The organism is Cutibacterium acnes (assembly GCF_003030305.1).
Classification (GTDB): Bacteria; Actinomycetota; Actinomycetes; order Propionibacteriales; family Propionibacteriaceae; genus Cutibacterium; species Cutibacterium acnes.
Window position 1 is genome coordinate 263,560 of the sequence record NZ_CP023676.1, and the last position, 15,646, is coordinate 279,205.

Sequence of the window (15,646 nt, forward strand, 5' to 3'; positions counted from 1 at the left end):
TCTCGCAGTGTGCTCATCGCAACTGACCTTGACGGAACCCTCCTGACTCCTGACGGCACTATCAGCCCTCGCACTCGTGATGCCATTCGCGTCGCAGAGAAGGCCGGGGTGCCGGTGGTGCCAGTCACCGCACGGCAGATCTACGGTATTGAGAAGTGGCGTGACGATTTAGGCCGCTGGGCACTGTGCTCCAACGGCGCCATTTGCTGGGACCTCCAAGCTCGCACCGTACTCTTTCGCCAACTCATGCCGGGTGCCGTGGCGAACGAGTTCGCCCACCGTCTCCTCGATGCCGCTCCCGGCACCCGCTTTCTGACGATCAAGGACGACGGGCTCACTTTCGCCTCCCAGCGCGGCTATACCGAATTGACGACGTTCGCTGACCATTCCCGCGAGCCTTCCGACATGCCCGCCCTGGATCTCGACGAGGTGCTTGACGGAGACTGCCTCAAAATGGTCGCTCGCCATCCGAACCTGTCCGTCGAGGAACTCGCTGCGCGCGCGGCGAGCGTCGGTATGGCTGACGAGGTACACGTCACTACCTCGGGGAAGCCGATGCTAGAGATTAGTGCTAAGGGGGTGGCCAAAGACTCCGGTTTGTCCATGCTGTGCGATCACCTGGGCATTGACCGGGCCGACACCGTGGCTTTCGGTGACGGAGCTAATGACGTCGAGATGCTCGCCTGGGTGGGAGACTCCTACGCGATGGCTCATGCGGTGCCGTTGGCGGTCGCAGCGGCCCGTCACCGGGCGCCGTCGAATGCCGAGGATGGGGTTGCGCAGGTCATCGAGAAGCTGCTGTCCATGAGAGAACGGTGACGAACCATTCGGAGCTCAACATAGCGGTTGACAGGAAGTATATGAGGTACGGCCCTCTCGTAGGCGATCTTAATATAGGTGTCGTTAGCGTCTTGACTATAATTAAAGTCTGGAAATATGCTTAGCCGCCGACGGCCCTCCGAGCGGCGGGCATTAGGCTACGAGGACAAGCAGCGTGAAGAATCGAACGGTTGCAGGCGTGACCCTAGCGGCCACCTGTCTCGGCGTAATTGGGTGCGCCAGGTGAGGGCTTTTATGTGGTTGGAGTTTTCTCCGGATCCGATGGTGACCCAGACACTACAGCTCGAAGGGGTTCACTTCTCCTATCCACGATGCAAATCCCGGCTTTTCACTGAACTGAACTTAATTCTGGGTGATACCGGGCCAACGGTTCTCTTGGGCCTTAATGGTGCGGGGAAAACTACCCTGCTGCGGCTATGTGCGGGCGAACTTCAGCCCTCGGCGGGGTTAATAGCCGTGGATGGGGGTAAAGACCCTCGTTCCGTTGTGTCTCTGATGCCCCAGTAGATCAGGCCAATTCCTGGGTTCCGGGTAGTTGAGCAAGTGGCATATTCAGCTTGGCTCGGCGGGTGTAGTTCGTCCCAGAGTGAGAAGCGGGCAATTATGGCGCTAGAGGCAGTCCAATTAGAAGACCGTCTGAAGGACAAGCCCAATCAGTTGTCCGGAGGACAGCTGCGTCGAGTTGGTTTGGCTCAAGCTCTGGTAGGAGAACAGCCGATTGTTTTGCTCGATGAGCCAACTGCTGGCCTTGACCCAGCGCAGAAGCACGTATTTCGGAATCTGCTCACGGAGCTCGGCGCTACTCGTAGTTTTGTGGTGTCCACTCACGATACTTCCGACGTTGACTCAATGTACAACAGGGTCGTAATACTGCATGAGGGGAACATTGCCTATGACGGATCTACCGATGAATTCCTCATGCATGGTGCGGGATCTTCTCACGCAGCAGAGGCGGCATTTCTTGATGTCGTGGGTGTATCGGAGCAGGCGCGATGACGTGGCATCTTCTGCTCCGACGGTCTTATGGCGTGCGTCTTGTGCCAGTAATGCTGCTCATGTGGTGGTATGGGGCATTTGGGAACCCTCCGGCGCGTTCAGCTATTGAGCGGGCTTCCAGTATACTTTACGCATTCATGATGGTTGCGGGGCCTGTTGCGCTGAGTACTTGCTTGGAACTTCGGAGATTTACCGAAGGTCAGATTCTAAAGAGATTATCCAAGCGGTCTCGGCTGAGAATTGTGGCGCCGTGGTGGGAAATTGCTGTTCTTCCTTCTACAATAGCTGTAGGCGTTTTCGTTCTGCTTTCAGGATCTGGGGATCAAATTGTAAAAATGTCGTTGATTGGTGTTGTCTGGATGCTCGCGTGGGGTGTCTTTGGCGCCGTGATTGGAATGTCATGGCCATTGGCATTATCGGCACCGACGGCTCTTTTGATCCCATTTATACTCGTTTTGTATGGACCGGCCGTATCGGTACTAGAAATGAGGTATCTGGTTGGCTATTACATGGACTGCTGTAATGCGGGGGAGATGCTAGATCCGCAAGTCCTTGCGGCCGGCATGACGATGGCGTGCGGTGTTCTTGTCGTGTCGATGGTGGCGTTTATTGCGAGTAGGGGGCGCCATCATTCAAGTGTCATCGTGACCGTGATCTTGATTATCGGGTTGGTCTCAACAGTGTTAATTGGGTTCCGTGAGGTGGAGGGTGTGGGTGCTTTTCCTGCCGTGCCTCGAACTGGAACGCAGACGTGTTTGAAGGATCCCACGGTGTGTACCTGGGATGCGCACGACCTCCAACTGCTGGGGCCCATAGTGCAGAAGGCAGATGCTGCGTGGAGGGCTAACGGGGTTCACGTTCCAAGGGCATACCGGCAGGGCATTGGGCAATCGACTCAAACAATCGTTTGGTGGTCGGCGTCGGCAGAGGATGTGTCTGAATCGGCATTACCCGCACTATCGGCAGTCGCGGAGGGCCTGGCTGTTGCTCCATGCCAAGTTCGTCAAGACGAAGTGGAGACCTGGGTGGAAGATGTTCAGGAGCGTGTTGTCGCGTGGTTGGTGGAACATTCAGGCATCGAGGTGCGAGACACGGCATTATCCCCAGAGACTCGTGAGTGGTTGAAATCCATCGATCGGCTGCCGATCGAGAAGCAGGTCAGCATCATTGAACATGATCGAGCCCGGCTTCGGACATGTTGAGCGGTAATGTGGTGCTGGGCTGGAGAGCCTGGGCTCGAAATCGATCCCTGTTATCTTTGCTTGCAGCGACTGTGGTTTGTTGTGTCCTCATCGGACTCACTTCCGAAGTCATAATCGCGATCCCCCCGTTTTTGACAGGCAGAGGTGTTGACGTTTCTAACGCCGCCGTGGTTCCCCTGTGCGTGGTCATCGTGCAAGGTTGGTGTCTTTCGCGGCGTGACACGCGGCTGGAGGCAGGATCCGAGCGGCGGACTGCACTTGCCGATTGTCTCCTGTCAACGACGCCGGCCGTCCTTGTTGGAATTGTGGCGTATGTGGGAAATCTCCCCGTCGGAATGGTTGCCACGCGAAATACTGTCGGATTGTCTGGGGTGACCCTTCTTGCCAACGCACTTGGCGTCACGAGGCTGTCATCCCTACCTGCGACTATCTGGGTTCTCATGAGTCTATTGGCGGGGAGTACCGCAAGTTTCGAAGCTCCGTGGTCTTGGCCGGTGAAGGATCGCACAGATGTACTGTCTGCAGTGCTTTCAGTGGCTCTGTGCCTTCTAGGGATCTCTGCCTCGCTGGTTAAGCCCCGCCCGTGGCGTAATCGTGGGTGATCCTCATACGCGAGGTCAACTGACCAGTGTGGGCAGGTGGGGTCCCTCCGGCACACGAGCATGACGGTGAGGCGGGACCATCGAGACGGGAACGAGCAACACCTCAAGCACACTTGGGTGTTCTTTTTTCATGTCAACCTAGCTCGTGTTACCCATGACGGAAGACGTCTAGGACGCCGGATACCCAAGGTGGCTATTACCGCGCACAGAGCATCTCAGTGGTCCGTTGTTGACTCTGAAACCTGATTGCCACGGGTGTTTGCGGCAAGGCCTCGATCAAGTGACTACGTGCAGGCCGGGGGAGCTCCCAGGTGTGTGGCATTTCGGTAGGTGATGGGCGTTCCTGGCGTCTGTGGTGGCAACAATGCCGTAGAGCGACATCATTGCCATCATGCCCGGAGACCCGCCACAGTTTTCTCCAGTTGGAGTAAGATGCTTGCGACCGCAAGGCAGTGATGGGGCGATCACCCCGGAGTCGCTGGAAGAACGGGCGAGTGCATACACCGCCTTAGTAGAACCAGCAGCGATCGACTAACCGAGAGGCCGACGTCGTTGACGTCGTGCAAGGAGGGTGGTACCGCGGGTACCCGGAGAATCCGGTGTGCTCGTCCCTCGGTGACCCGAGACGAAGGACCACCCGCTGCGATGACCGATGTGAACCCAGTTCGCTCCGACAACTGCAGGCAGTACAACAACGTGCCGCCACAGATTGACCTGCCCGCGATGGACCACGAGATCATTGATCTGTGGGCTCGTCAGCACACTTTTGACAAGTCCTTGGAGGCCACCAAGGACGGCCAACCGTGGACCTTCTTTGAGGGCCCGCCGACCGCTAACGGCCAGCCAGGTACTCACCATGTTGAGGCCCGGGTGTTCAAAGACATCTTCCCGCGTTTCAAGACGATGCAGGGGTTCCGCGTCGACCGCAAGGCAGGCTGGGACTGTCACGGTCTACCCGTCGAACTGGCCGTTGAAAAGGAGCTCGGGTTCTCCGGTAAGCCTGACATCGAGAAGTACGGCGTTGAACCGTTCAATGCCAAATGCCGCGAGTCCGTTACCCGCCACGTCGATGCCTTTAGCGAACTCACCGAGCGAATGGGCTACTGGGTCAATATGGATGAGGCGTATTGGACGATGAGCCCGTCCTACGTCGAGTCGGTGTGGTGGGGTCTTAAGCGAATCTGGGATAAAGGTCTGCTCGGCGAGGACCACCGCGTGGCCCCGTACTGCCCGCGCTGTGGCACCACCCTGTCCGACCATGAGCTGGCTCAGGGCTACCAGGATGACCGCGACCCGTCGATCTATGTGCGATTCCCGGTGACGTCGGGCCCGCTGGCTGGACGCGCCAAGCTGCTGGTGTGGACGACCACCCCCTGGACCCTCGTATCGAACACTGCTGTGGCCGTCCACCCCGAGGTGCGATACGTCGTCGCCCACCGGGATCCGGTTCCGGAGGGATCCGATGCCGTCGCTACTGCTTCCGCAGAGGATCCGGCCTCCCAGGACCTCATCATCGCTGAGCCACTGTTCGAAAAAGTGCTGGGTGAGGGGTGGAGCCTTACCGGCGAGTCCTTCTTGGGCTCGCAGATGGAATTGTGGACCTACGAGCGCCCCTACAATTTCCTGGAGTGGCCGAAGACTGAGCGGGTGACGGTTGATGGACGTCCCACCCCTGCTGACGCAAACTTCGTCGTTCTAGCCGACTACGTCACCGTCGAAGATGGCACCGGGCTGGTGCATCAGGCCCCAGCCTTTGGCGCCGACGATCTACAGACCTGCCGTCGCTACGGGTTGCCGCTGGTCAACCCGATTCGCCCCGACGGTACCTTCGAGGAATCCGTGCCGCTGGTGGGCGGGCAGTTCTTCAAGACCGCCGACAAGCCGTTATGCGAAGATCTCGACAGGCGCGGAGTTCTATTCCGCTTGGAGATGCACTGGCACTCCTACCCGCACTGCTGGCGCTGTGATACCCACTTGATTTATTACGCCCAGCCCTCGTGGTATATCCGCACGACGAAGGTTAAGGAACAACTGCTGGCCCAGAACGAGGTCACCACGTGGTATCCCGAGACGATCAAGCATGGCCGTTTTGGTGATTGGCTGGAGAACAACATCGACTGGGCTGTCAGCCGGTCGCGCTACTGGGGTACTCCGTTGCCGTTGTGGCGCAACGACGACGATCGCTCCGACGTCATCTGTGTGGAGTCGCTGGCCGAGTTATCCCAGTACGTCGGGCGTGACCTCACCGGGATGGATCCGCATCGCCCGTTTATTGACGAGGTGACCTTCACCCGAGACGGCCATACCTATCACCGGGTGCCCGAGGTGGCTGACGCCTGGCTCGATTCGGGCTCGATGCCCTTCGCCCAGTGGGGATACCCGCATGTGCCCGGTTCGAAGGAGAAGTTCGAGTCCCACTACCCGGGTGACTTCATCTGTGAGGCCATCGACCAGACCCGCGGGTGGTTTTACACCATGATGGCCGTCGGAACCCTGGTGTTTGACGAGTCCTCGTACCGCAATGTGCTGTGTCTGGGCCACATCTTGGCCGAGGACGGTCGCAAGATGAGCAAGCACCTTGGCAACATCCTGTTGCCTATCCCGCTCATGGATTCTCATGGTGCCGACGCGCTGCGTTGGTTCATGGCGGCCGACGGCTCCCCATGGAGTGCACGACGCGTCGGTGACGAGACCATCCAGGAGACGGTCCGCAAGGTTCTGTTGACGTACTGGAATACCGTGAGCTTCCAGGTCCTCTACGCCCGCGCCAATGGGTGGTCTCCAGCTCAAGGCACGCAGCATGATGCCGACCCGGCGAGGGGGTTCGGGGGGGTCGTCCCCCCCGCTGTTGATGCGGTCGTCCCCCCCGCTGTGGGCTCGAGGGGGTTCGGGGGGGTTGTCCCCCCCGCTGTAACAGAGCGTCACGTGCTGGATCGCTGGCTCGTCAGTGCCACCAATGTGCTGGTACGCGACGTTACTGAGGCGCTGAACAACTTCGACACCCAGCGCGTCGGCAACCTTATTGCTCAGTTCGTCGACGAGCTGTCTAACTGGTACGTGCGCCGGTCCCGCCGTCGCTTCTGGGACGGCGATGAGGGTGCCCTGTGGACGTTGCACGAGACCCTCGAAACCCTCACTAAGTTGATGGCACCGATGGTTCCGTTTATCACCGAGCGGGTCTGGCAGGACCTCTTCGTGACGACAAATCCGCACGGCCCGGAGTCGGTCCATTTGGCAAGTTGGCCGGTGGCCGACGACTCGCTCATCGACGAGTCCCTGTCCGAATCGATGGATCTGGCCCGACGCATCGTCGAGCTGGGGCGCGGTGCCCGTGCAGAGGCCAAGGCCAAGATCCGTCAGCCTTTGTCTCGCGCCCTCATTTCTGGTGCCGCCTTGGCTAAACTGGACGAGGATTTGCAGGCTGAGATCCGGTCTGAGCTGAACGTCATGGCCCTGGATTCCTTTACTGCGGCTGGGGACCTCGTTGATCATTGCGCGAAGGGCAACTTCCGGGCCCTAGGCAAGAAGTACGCTAAAGCCACTCCGAAGGTCGCAGCCGCTATTGCCGCTGCCGATCCCGAGTGGCTTGCCTCCGAACTGGCCATCAAGGGGTCCGTCGAGATGGATGTACCAGAGGTCGAGGGAGGTAAGGCCGTCGTGACCGCTGACGATGTGATCGTCTCCGAGCGTCCTCGGGAAGGCTGGAGCGTCGTCAACGAGCAGGGTGAGACGGTGGCTCTCGATTTGGAGATTACCCCCGAGTTGGCTCGCGCTGGGCAAGCCCGTGAGGTCATCCGATTCGTCCAGGACAGCCGCAAGAAGGCTGGACTCGACGTTTCCGACCGCATCACCTTGGCGTGGTCTGCTAGTGCAGATCTGGCTACAGCTATCGAGGAGCATGCTGAGCAGATTAGTCAGGAGGTGCTGGCGGTCCAGATGTCGCGTGAGCCCCGCGCCGACGACTGGGCCGTCGAGCCGGACCTAGGACTGGCGGTCAAGGTCGTCAAGGTCTGAGGACACAGACGGTCGCCGTGCCGGCCAGTCGCCAGGTGTGGATCGACGGAGCAATATCGCGACGCGGTACCTCGCGCATCGGCCCGGCTGAGGCTGGGCCGATGGTCCCGTGATTCAGACGGTCTGTTTCGCCATCATCAGCGACAGGATCTCCGGATCGGTCTGTTTCATTCCTTCGGTTCCCAGCCGGCCGATGCCGCGAATCGCCGCGTCGACGTCATCGTGTACCAGCCCGTTCGTTCCAGGTACACGTCGGCCTGCCAGCGAGAGCAAGGCGGCACGGCCGGCTGCATTCGCTGAGGCGGAGACCTTCAACGCACAGCTGCAGCCGGCACCATCGCAGACCATGCCGACGACGTCGCCGGTCATTGATGCGACTGCGCGTTCCACCGCGCTGTAGGAGCCGTCTAACACCAGGCAGATCCCGGCTGCCGCGCCCATCGCTGCTGTGGTCGCGGCACAGAAGGCGGAGAGCACGGGAAGCCCGGCGTGGGCGTAGAGCGCGACGGCGTGAGAGAGGGCCAGGGCGCGCACGCGCCGTTCGTGGTCGACACCTGCGTAGTCCGCCGCGACAGTGACTGGGACGGTGGCGACGATGCCTTGGTTGCCTGATCCACTGTTGGTCATTGCCGGCAAAGGGGGCACCGCCCATTCGTGCGTCTGAGGCGGCTGCAGTGTATGCGGTCATGCGTGTGCACAGGTCGTCTGAGGCCATGCCGCGGTCGATCGATCCGAGTATGGCGGCACCTTCACCAATCCCGTAGGAGCCGTCTCGTCCAGCATCGACCAAGGCGCTGTTGAGGCGTTCGGCTTCGGTAATGAACTCGATGCGCTCAATATCCACGGTGGTAGCGAAATCGTAGATCTTGGCCAGACTGAGGCCTTGGAGGAGTGCGGCCGTCGGGGGGACGTGGCCTGCGGCTGGGCGTTCCTTGCTCTCAAGGACTTCGTCGTCGCGGCTGACAAGGAATACGTTTGTGTGGTCGCCTGCAATACAGGCTCGAGCGTGGTGACCATCGAGGTGAAGGACGGTTTCGGCATAGAGGTCATCGTCCACATCGGCCACAGTGAGTTCGACGGCTCCTGAATCGACTAGGTGACGCGCCTTCTCTGCCGCGTCTTCGCTGACGTCGGCCAGGACCGCTAGCCCCGCATCGGGGTTGCCTGCGAGGGCTCCCACCGCTGCGGCGATCTCGAGGCCGGGCCGTCCGGTGCCGGGGACCATGACGGCCATGCCGTTCTTCATAATGTTGGGGGATACCCGAGCGTCAATGTGGAGAGAGTCGAGTTGTTTCGCGTCGCTTCCAAGAGCTCGTTTGGCGCGCGCTGCGGCATAGGCCAAGGCAATCGGTTCGGTGCAGCCGGTGGCTGGGGTCACGCCCTGGTGGAGGGCCTCAATGAGGTTGTTGATCTCAGAGGGAGAAAGCGGGGTTTGACATCGTGTTTTCTGCATCGAGTCGGCATTCCGGACTCCTTCGGTCGCCAAGGGTGTCATGATCAACCTTTCTGATAAGAATTAGCTGAAAGCCAGGAATGGCGAGACAACTAGAAGAATTCCTGTTGCGATAATGAGAATTAGACTCGGGCGTCGGAATTTGTGAAGTGAGGGAACTTTAAATACAAGATACGCTGGGATGAGGCAACCGATCATGCCGAAGATGGGACTGCAGATGGAGGTGAAACTCAGCACAGGGGCATTGAGGAGGATAGCACCCCACGACACTAGGATTGCAAAGACGAGGATGGACCATGAAACAATTTTCTTGTTGATTCTCTCCTCGGGGATGAGGCGGCGTAGCACGTTCATCGCAATTCCTTGGCATGCCTCACGGAAGCCGAGGAACACCCCGAAGTACGCCGTCATTACGGCGAAGATGTTGAGAATCAAGGAGAAAATCTTGACGGTCGTGCCTCCCATGCCCTGGGCCACCATCGCCAAGGTCGAGATGTTTTGATTGTAGGCTTTCACCGCTACGTCATGTCCCATGGTTAAGTTGAAGGAGATGGCATAGAAAAAGACTGTGATGAACAGTATGCTGAACGCGATGTTCATGGAGCGCAAGGCCTTGTGACGTGCTACTTCGATTGACCTGTAGTGGGCCCGGTAGGAGATGACCATCGGGCTGAGTGACTGGATGAAGAGTATCGAGGTCAATGTGAATGGGAGCATGATGATGGTCTGTTTCACCAGGTAGCCCAAGCTCGGGAAGGCCCCGACGTTCGCCAGGTTCCAGCTGCCGATGATCGCGAGGCCGAGGAAAGTCACGACAGACAGTTTCGTGAGTACCATCACCGTCGAGATTCGGAAAAGGATCTTTTCCGCTCGTGAGGCGATCGCCACCATGATGCAGATGACAACCAGACCATAGAACGGATTGTGCGACCACACAGTTTTGGTCACTCCGAAGGAATGGAGAAAAGAGGCGGAATCGTTGGTGAGGGCTGTCGAATAAATAAATACCCAGATCACCAACATGATGAAATAGAGGATACCGATAAAAAAGCCCCAGTTCTTTCCCAGATAACCTGAGATGACGCTTGGGTAGTCCTTGCATTCGGGTGATTCGGCCAAAGTGTTAATAAATAGCCTCTGGAACAGGTACATCGCGGGATAGGCGATCACCGATGAGACGAGGAAAACCCACAATCCGACTAAGCCGACCTTCACTGGAAGAAATACAATACCAGCACCGATAGCCATGCCGATGCTCATAATGATCCAGCCCCAGTCGGTGCTGTCAAATTTGATGGCTTTTCGCCATTCCTGCTCGGTCATACTGGCAGGTCGGTCAACAGTGACCAATGTATTCATGGGAACCAACTTCGTCGAGATTCGGATTTTTGATGATGTTAGCATACTCCTTACCCTGCATCGAACAGGTAGTCGTGGAGGTGTCCATGATTATCCAGCAGGGACGTAAGGGAAGTGGCACGTCAGTCACGGAGTTTGGACTTACTAGCGTCCGTACGATTTCCTGGAGGGGGCGAGGAGTGGGCGAGTGATCTGAGGAGTCACGGCCTGTTGTCGGGCCCAAGGTTCAGGCGTGGGACAGTTCAGTGTCGTCGTAGTTCTCCACACCGAGCTGGTCGAGGACTCGAGACATCGTCCTGGCTACCGCCAGCGTGTCGTCGAGTGGCATCGTCAGGCTCTCGGTGCGTCCGGCTCGCAGACATTGGCAGACCTCCATGAGTTCGTGAGCGTAGCCGCGGCCCAGCGCGGGGGTGTTGTGGATCTCCGGGATGACTCCGCGGCGGTGGATGAGGATACGGCTGGGGTGGTGGAACCTAGGCTCGACCTCTATCCAGCCGTCGGTGCCTTGAATAGTCATGCGTCCCGGACCGTCGGAGGTGAACGAGATGGCCAGCGTGGCGAATTTGTTCTTTGGGAAAGTCAGCAGCATCGAAGCGTCGGAATCCACCCCATTGGGGAAGTGGTTGCCACGGGCGATGACCTCGGTGGGCTCTCCAAAGAGGCGAATGGCGAAATCGAGGGCATAGACGCCGAGGTCAAGGGTTACTCCACCACCTAGAGCTGGGGAGAAGAGACGGTCGTCAGGGTCATAATCGCGCAGGGCGAACAAATCTCCCTGGATACCCGTCGGCTCGCCGATCGCGCCATTGTTTACGGCGTCGATCATCTCGGTAACGACAGGCAAAAACCGGGTCCACATCCCCTCCATGGCAAAGACCCTTTTAGCCCGAGCAGCCTCAGCTATTTCGGCAGCCGCATGGGCAGTTGCGGCGAAGGATTTCTCGACGAGAACAGCCTTCCCGGCGTCAATGGCAGCCAGGGCGATCGGTCGATGCTGAGGGTGCGGGGTTGCCACGTAAACGACGTCCACTGTGGGGTTGGTGATCATGTCGACATAGGAATCATGAGTGTCTGGGCGGGGACAACTCAGGTTCTGAGTAACCAGATCGGCAAAAGCATCGGCGCGGGCTGCCGACCTTGACGCGATAGCGCAGATGCGTGCTCCCGGGACATGTGCGAAGTCTTTAAGAATCGTGCGAGCGATACGTCCAGTGCCTGCGATTCCCCAACCGATGGTGGTCGTGGTGTCCATGGGGTAACTCTAGAGTAGGTGTATGCGATATCATGGTCCATCGTGCAGTCAGTTTGACTATTTGGTCCCTTGTCAAAAAGCATCCGTATCGCGTACCGTGAGATTCGTGGAAAGCAATGAAGCTGACGATTGGACGCTCCAGGCAAATTGCCGCGGTATGGCAGATGCCCTCTTTCCGGATGGAAAAGAGCAGCGCCGAGCTAGGCGTATCTGCACTGACTGCCGCGTCCGTCCGGAATGCCTTGCTGAAGCCCTGGATAACCGGCTTGAGTGGGGGGTCTGGGGCGGTATGACCGAGCGTGAGAGGCGACGCTTGCTGCGTGAGCGTCCAGACGTGACGAGTTGGCGCGATGTGCTGCTCGCTGACCGGGGAACTCTGACGAAGACGGCTAGGGTGAAGTCATGACCCGATGGGAGTACTTCACAGCACCGATTCTGGTGCACGCTTCGCAGCAGATCCTCAATAACTTTGGAGCCGACGGTTGGGAACTTGTTCAGATCGTCGCCGGCCCCAACCCCGATTCGCTAGTGGGCTACTTCAAACGTCCGCTGCCTGACCAGGAGGAACCCCGATGAGCGCCACAACGAGGTGTGCCGAATTGGGGATTACTCTTCCTCCAGTTGCGGCTCCGGTTGCCGATTACGTGCCGGCCATTCAGACCGGATCACAGATTCTTACCTCCGGTCAGCTACCCTTCGTTGATGGTGAGTTGACTGCCGTTGGCAAGGTGGGAGACGCCGTTTCCGCTGAGCAGGCCGCTGAGGCTGCCCGCGCCGCTGCTCTTAACGCCATCGCTGCGGCAGCTGACGTGGCCGGTGGGTTGGACGCCATTAAGCGGATTGTCCGAGTGGTCGTCTTCGTCAACTCCGCCCCGGACTTCACCGGTCAAGCTGGGGTAGCCAACGGCGCGTCGCAGCTGCTTGGCCAGGTCTTCGGCGAGCATGGCCGACACGCCCGCAGCGCCGTCGGGGTGGCCACCCTGCCACTCGGATCAGCCGTCGAGGTCGAACTGACCGTCGAAGTCTGATCGCGCCGGTTCCAGAACAACACTGTGGGGGCCAGGCGTTAACGCCTGGCCCCCACACTTGTGGATGTGAGGTGCCGCGAACTCAGTTGGCCCGCGATGCCAGCTTCTCCGGCTCCATGATGGTGACAACCTTGGGTCGCGCTGCGATCCATCCCCGAGCGGCGAAATCCGTCAGCGCCTTGTTGACGGTCTCTCGGGAGGAGCCGACGGCCTGGGCGAGCTCGTGCTGGGTGAGGTCGTGACGCACCACGATGTGCCCAGTTGACGGGTTCGCGGTACCGAAGCGTCGTGCCAGGTCGAGCAGGGTGTACGCCAATCGACTTGGGACGTCACCGGAGACAAAATGGGCGGTGTTGTCGTCGGCTCGACGCAGGCGCTCCGACAGGCGTCCCAACATAGCCAGGGCGACGTCGTGACGGCCTTTAACGAGCTCGCGCATCTGCGCACCCGGAGTCTTGAGCAGGCTGCAGCGGGTCACAGTGGTGGCCGTCGTGGAGCGGGTGCCGCCGTCAACCAGCGACAGCTCCCCAAACATGTCACTGGGGCCCATAAGCCACAACAGGGAGTCGCGGGGAGTGAGGTCATCGGCAGTTGTGGAGCGAGTGAGCTTCACCTTTCCTTCGACGACGAGGTACAGGTTGTCAGCTGAGTCTCCGGCCTCGAAGATCACGGTATTTCGCGGGCAGACTGACGCCTCACACATGGCCATGATTCGGGCGGCCGAGGCTGCGCCGAGAGTTGCGAAGAACGGTTGGGTCGCCGCTGTTGCCACCACATTTGCCATCCGAACATCTCCCCTCATGAGCACGTGCATCGTTCGACCATTCGTGGCCGGGCGTGTGCCTACATTGTGGCAGCTGTCACATTCGGTGCTGACACCGGGCCTCGATTCTCCTCCTATGCTTAGCTCCATGGCAGCATCCCCTAGCGCATCTCGACCTCAACGGGAGGACTGCCGCGCGTGCGCCAACGAGGTGCGAGCACTCCTTGCCAAGGCCTATCCAGACGCTCACTGCGAGTTGAATTACGCCGGTCCGTACCAATTGCTCGTTGCCACGGTGCTGTCGGCCCAAACGACGGATCGGCGAGTCAATACCGTCACACCCACGTTGTTCAACCGTTGGCCTGGCCCCCAGGCCCTGGCCGATGCTGACATTGGTGAAGTCGAGACAGTAGTCGCCCCGCTGGGATGTGGACCAACCCGAGCAGCGCGCCTGGTGTCGATGGGCGCGAAGCTCGTCGACAATTTTGACGGTGCCATCCCTGACGATCTTGACTCTCTTGTGACCCTGCCCGGAGTCGGTCGTAAGACCGCCAATGTTGTTTTAGGTAATGCCTTCGGCATCCCCGGAATCACCCCGGACACCCACGTCATGCGGGTATCTCGACGTCTGGGCTGGACCGATGCGACTACCCCCGCCAAGGTGGAAACCGACCTGGCTGAGCTTTTTGACCCGTCTGAATGGGTGATGTTGTGTCACCGCCTCATCTGGCACGGGCGGCGGCGCTGTCACTCGCGGCGTCCTGCCTGCGGGGTATGCCCGGTTGCCGAGTGGTGCCCGTCCTTCGGGGAAGGCCCAACGGATCCCGAGGAGGCCGCCACGTTAGTCCGGGAGCCGCGTCGATGAGGGGGATGAAGGTTTTCAGCGCGGTGATGGCCGCCTTGATGTTTGCTGGCTGCGGGGGAGATGCGGGCATGGCTCATCAGCGCGAGGATGCCGGAATACCGGGGTGCTCGCATCTGCCGTCGGGGCCGATTGCGAAAAGTTCCGGGCCGGCCACAGAGGGCCGGCCCATGCCTGATCACGGCTTGCAATGCCTTGGTGAGGGGCCGACGGTCTCCATGTCTCGGGCGACGTCGAGGGGTGTGACCGTCGTGACGATCTGGGCGTCGTGGTGTCGACCATGTCGTAGTGAGGCTCCGCTCATTGCGAACGCGTACCGCAGGTATCACGACCGGGTGCACTTCCTTGGCATCGATTACGCTGAATCTGACGCATCCGAGGCCATTTCGTTCGCGGGTGACGCGGGTCTGACCTTCCCCCACCTGCAGGATCCTGACAGCACTATCCAAGGCGCTTGGCAGATCAGTGGGGTGCCCGTCACCTTCATCGTGCGCGACGGAACTATCGTCACCCGTCACAGTGGACAGTGGCGCTCCCAGCGGGAGCTTGACTCTGCTATTGACAAGGTCATTAAGAGGACGCCATGAGTCACTTAAGTGCCCTCATCGCCAGTCTTGGCCGTGACGACCCTGATTTTTCGGTGGGACGACGACCTGGCGGCGGACGATCCTCGGCGGTGCTGGCCCTTATCAGCGAGGAAGGGAACGACATTGTCCTGACTCGACGACCACTGTCCTTGCGTCACCATGCTGGACAGGTAGCCCTACCTGGGGGTCGGGCTGAGAACACTGACGAGACGATCGTCGATACCGCCCTGCGGGAAGCCCACGAGGAGGTGGGATTGGACAGACGCCTCGTCACCGTGAGGGGAGTGCTGCCGACTGCCCACGTGGCTGCTAGCGGCTCTGATGTCACGACCGTCATCGCCACCTGGAGTGGGGCAGGGACAGTTGGGGTCGTGGATCCCGCCGAGGTGGCCATGGTGCAGCGTGTCAGACTGGCTGACCTGGCAAATCCGGCGGCTCGTGCCACCACACGTCACCCCTCGGGATATCGCGGTCCGGCCTTCGTCCTACCCGACATATTCGTGTGGGGATTCACTGCCCATGTTCTCGACGCTTTGCTCGATCGCGGCGGATGGTCCCGGCCGTGGGATCGGGAGCGCATGGTGGAGATTCCGGAAGGATATTTAGGGGCTCGACGTCTGCCGGAGGAGATGACGCCGAACGACATTCCTTGAGGTGCGGGTTCCGCGCCTTGATGGCTACATCATAG

Annotated in this window: 14 protein-coding genes and 2 pseudogenes; 11 read left to right on the top strand and 5 right to left on the bottom strand. The window is 59.7% G+C overall.

Annotation, left to right across the window (positions count from 1 at the left end; all coding sequences use genetic code 11):
* The first annotated feature begins 9 nt into the window (after positions 1-9).
* From CPA42_RS01220 to ileS, 5 genes and pseudogenes are all read left to right on the top strand, one after another.
* Positions 10-819 carry a Cof-type HAD-IIB family hydrolase gene (locus tag CPA42_RS01220; protein WP_024513535.1) on the top strand — a complete coding sequence of 270 codons (810 nt, stop codon included), beginning with the start codon at positions 10-12 and terminating at the stop codon, positions 817-819.
* A gap of 282 nt (positions 820-1,101) precedes the next feature.
* A pseudogene (locus CPA42_RS13030) lies at positions 1,102-1,836 on the top strand (ATP-binding cassette domain-containing protein).
* Between the two features lie 50 nt (positions 1,837-1,886).
* Positions 1,887-3,038, top strand: a complete 1,152-nt coding sequence (locus CPA42_RS01240; RefSeq protein WP_002518672.1) for a hypothetical protein — start codon at positions 1,887-1,889, stop codon at positions 3,036-3,038.
* 11 nt (positions 3,039-3,049) lie between these two features.
* Positions 3,050-3,640, top strand: coding sequence for a hypothetical protein (locus CPA42_RS01245; protein WP_002518673.1), 591 nt, complete (start codon positions 3,050-3,052; stop codon positions 3,638-3,640).
* 645 nt (positions 3,641-4,285) lie between these two features.
* Positions 4,286-7,654, top strand: coding sequence for an isoleucine--tRNA ligase (ileS, locus tag CPA42_RS01250; protein ID WP_002518675.1), 3,369 nt, complete (start codon positions 4,286-4,288; stop codon positions 7,652-7,654).
* Positions 7,655-7,768: 114 nt separating this feature from the next.
* Here ileS and CPA42_RS01255 read toward each other — a convergent pair.
* From CPA42_RS01255 to CPA42_RS01270, 4 genes and pseudogenes are all read right to left on the bottom strand, one after another.
* Positions 7,769-9,149 (bottom strand): annotated as a pseudogene (locus CPA42_RS01255) (L-cysteine desulfidase family protein).
* A gap of 21 nt (positions 9,150-9,170) precedes the next feature.
* The gene (locus tag CPA42_RS01260) at positions 9,171-10,430 is read right to left on the bottom strand and encodes an SLC5/6 family protein (RefSeq protein ID WP_002525221.1); all 1,260 of its coding nucleotides are present in this window, start codon (positions 10,428-10,430) and stop codon (positions 9,171-9,173) included.
* A gap of 13 nt (positions 10,431-10,443) precedes the next feature.
* Positions 10,444-10,587: a hypothetical protein gene (locus CPA42_RS01265; RefSeq protein WP_024513536.1), complete on the bottom strand. Its 144-nt coding sequence runs from the start codon at positions 10,585-10,587 to the stop codon at positions 10,444-10,446.
* Positions 10,588-10,692: 105 nt separating this feature from the next.
* Entirely contained in the window at positions 10,693-11,718 is a 1,026-nt protein-coding gene (locus CPA42_RS01270) for a Gfo/Idh/MocA family protein (RefSeq protein WP_002517228.1), read from the bottom strand.
* A gap of 106 nt (positions 11,719-11,824) precedes the next feature.
* Between CPA42_RS01270 and CPA42_RS01275 the strand changes: the two genes are divergently transcribed.
* The 3 genes from CPA42_RS01275 to CPA42_RS01285 are packed head-to-tail and all read left to right on the top strand — an operon-like array spanning position 11,825 to position 12,746.
* The gene (locus CPA42_RS01275; protein WP_002517165.1) at positions 11,825-12,124 is read left to right on the top strand and encodes a WhiB family transcriptional regulator; all 300 of its coding nucleotides are present in this window, start codon (positions 11,825-11,827) and stop codon (positions 12,122-12,124) included.
* Complete coding sequence (locus tag CPA42_RS01280; RefSeq protein WP_002517217.1) at positions 12,121-12,294, top strand: DUF4177 domain-containing protein; 174 nt, start codon at positions 12,121-12,123, stop codon at positions 12,292-12,294. Before CPA42_RS01275 ends, CPA42_RS01280 begins: the two co-directional genes overlap by 4 nt.
* A complete protein-coding gene (locus tag CPA42_RS01285; protein ID WP_002517122.1) occupies positions 12,291-12,746 on the top strand; it encodes a RidA family protein in 456 nt (151 codons plus the stop codon). The genes CPA42_RS01280 and CPA42_RS01285 overlap by 4 nt, the downstream gene beginning before the upstream one ends.
* Before the next feature lie 82 nt (positions 12,747-12,828).
* On the opposite strand, the gene CPA42_RS01290 is transcribed toward CPA42_RS01285, so the two are convergent.
* Positions 12,829-13,560, bottom strand: coding sequence for a Crp/Fnr family transcriptional regulator (locus CPA42_RS01290; RefSeq protein ID WP_002517201.1), 732 nt, complete (start codon positions 13,558-13,560; stop codon positions 12,829-12,831).
* An 85-nt stretch (positions 13,561-13,645) separates the two neighbouring features.
* Here CPA42_RS01290 and nth point away from each other — a divergent pair, with 85 nt between their 5' ends.
* From nth to CPA42_RS01305, 3 genes are all read left to right on the top strand, one after another.
* Positions 13,646-14,374, top strand: a complete 729-nt coding sequence (gene nth / locus CPA42_RS01295) for an endonuclease III (protein ID WP_002518679.1) — start codon at positions 13,646-13,648, stop codon at positions 14,372-14,374.
* Positions 14,371-14,958, top strand: coding sequence for a TlpA family protein disulfide reductase (locus tag CPA42_RS01300; protein WP_002519962.1), 588 nt, complete (start codon positions 14,371-14,373; stop codon positions 14,956-14,958). The genes nth and CPA42_RS01300 overlap by 4 nt, the downstream gene beginning before the upstream one ends.
* Before the next feature lie 89 nt (positions 14,959-15,047).
* A complete protein-coding gene (locus CPA42_RS01305) occupies positions 15,048-15,611 on the top strand; it encodes an NUDIX hydrolase (protein WP_002518681.1) in 564 nt (187 codons plus the stop codon).
* Positions 15,612-15,646 lie beyond the last annotated feature (35 nt).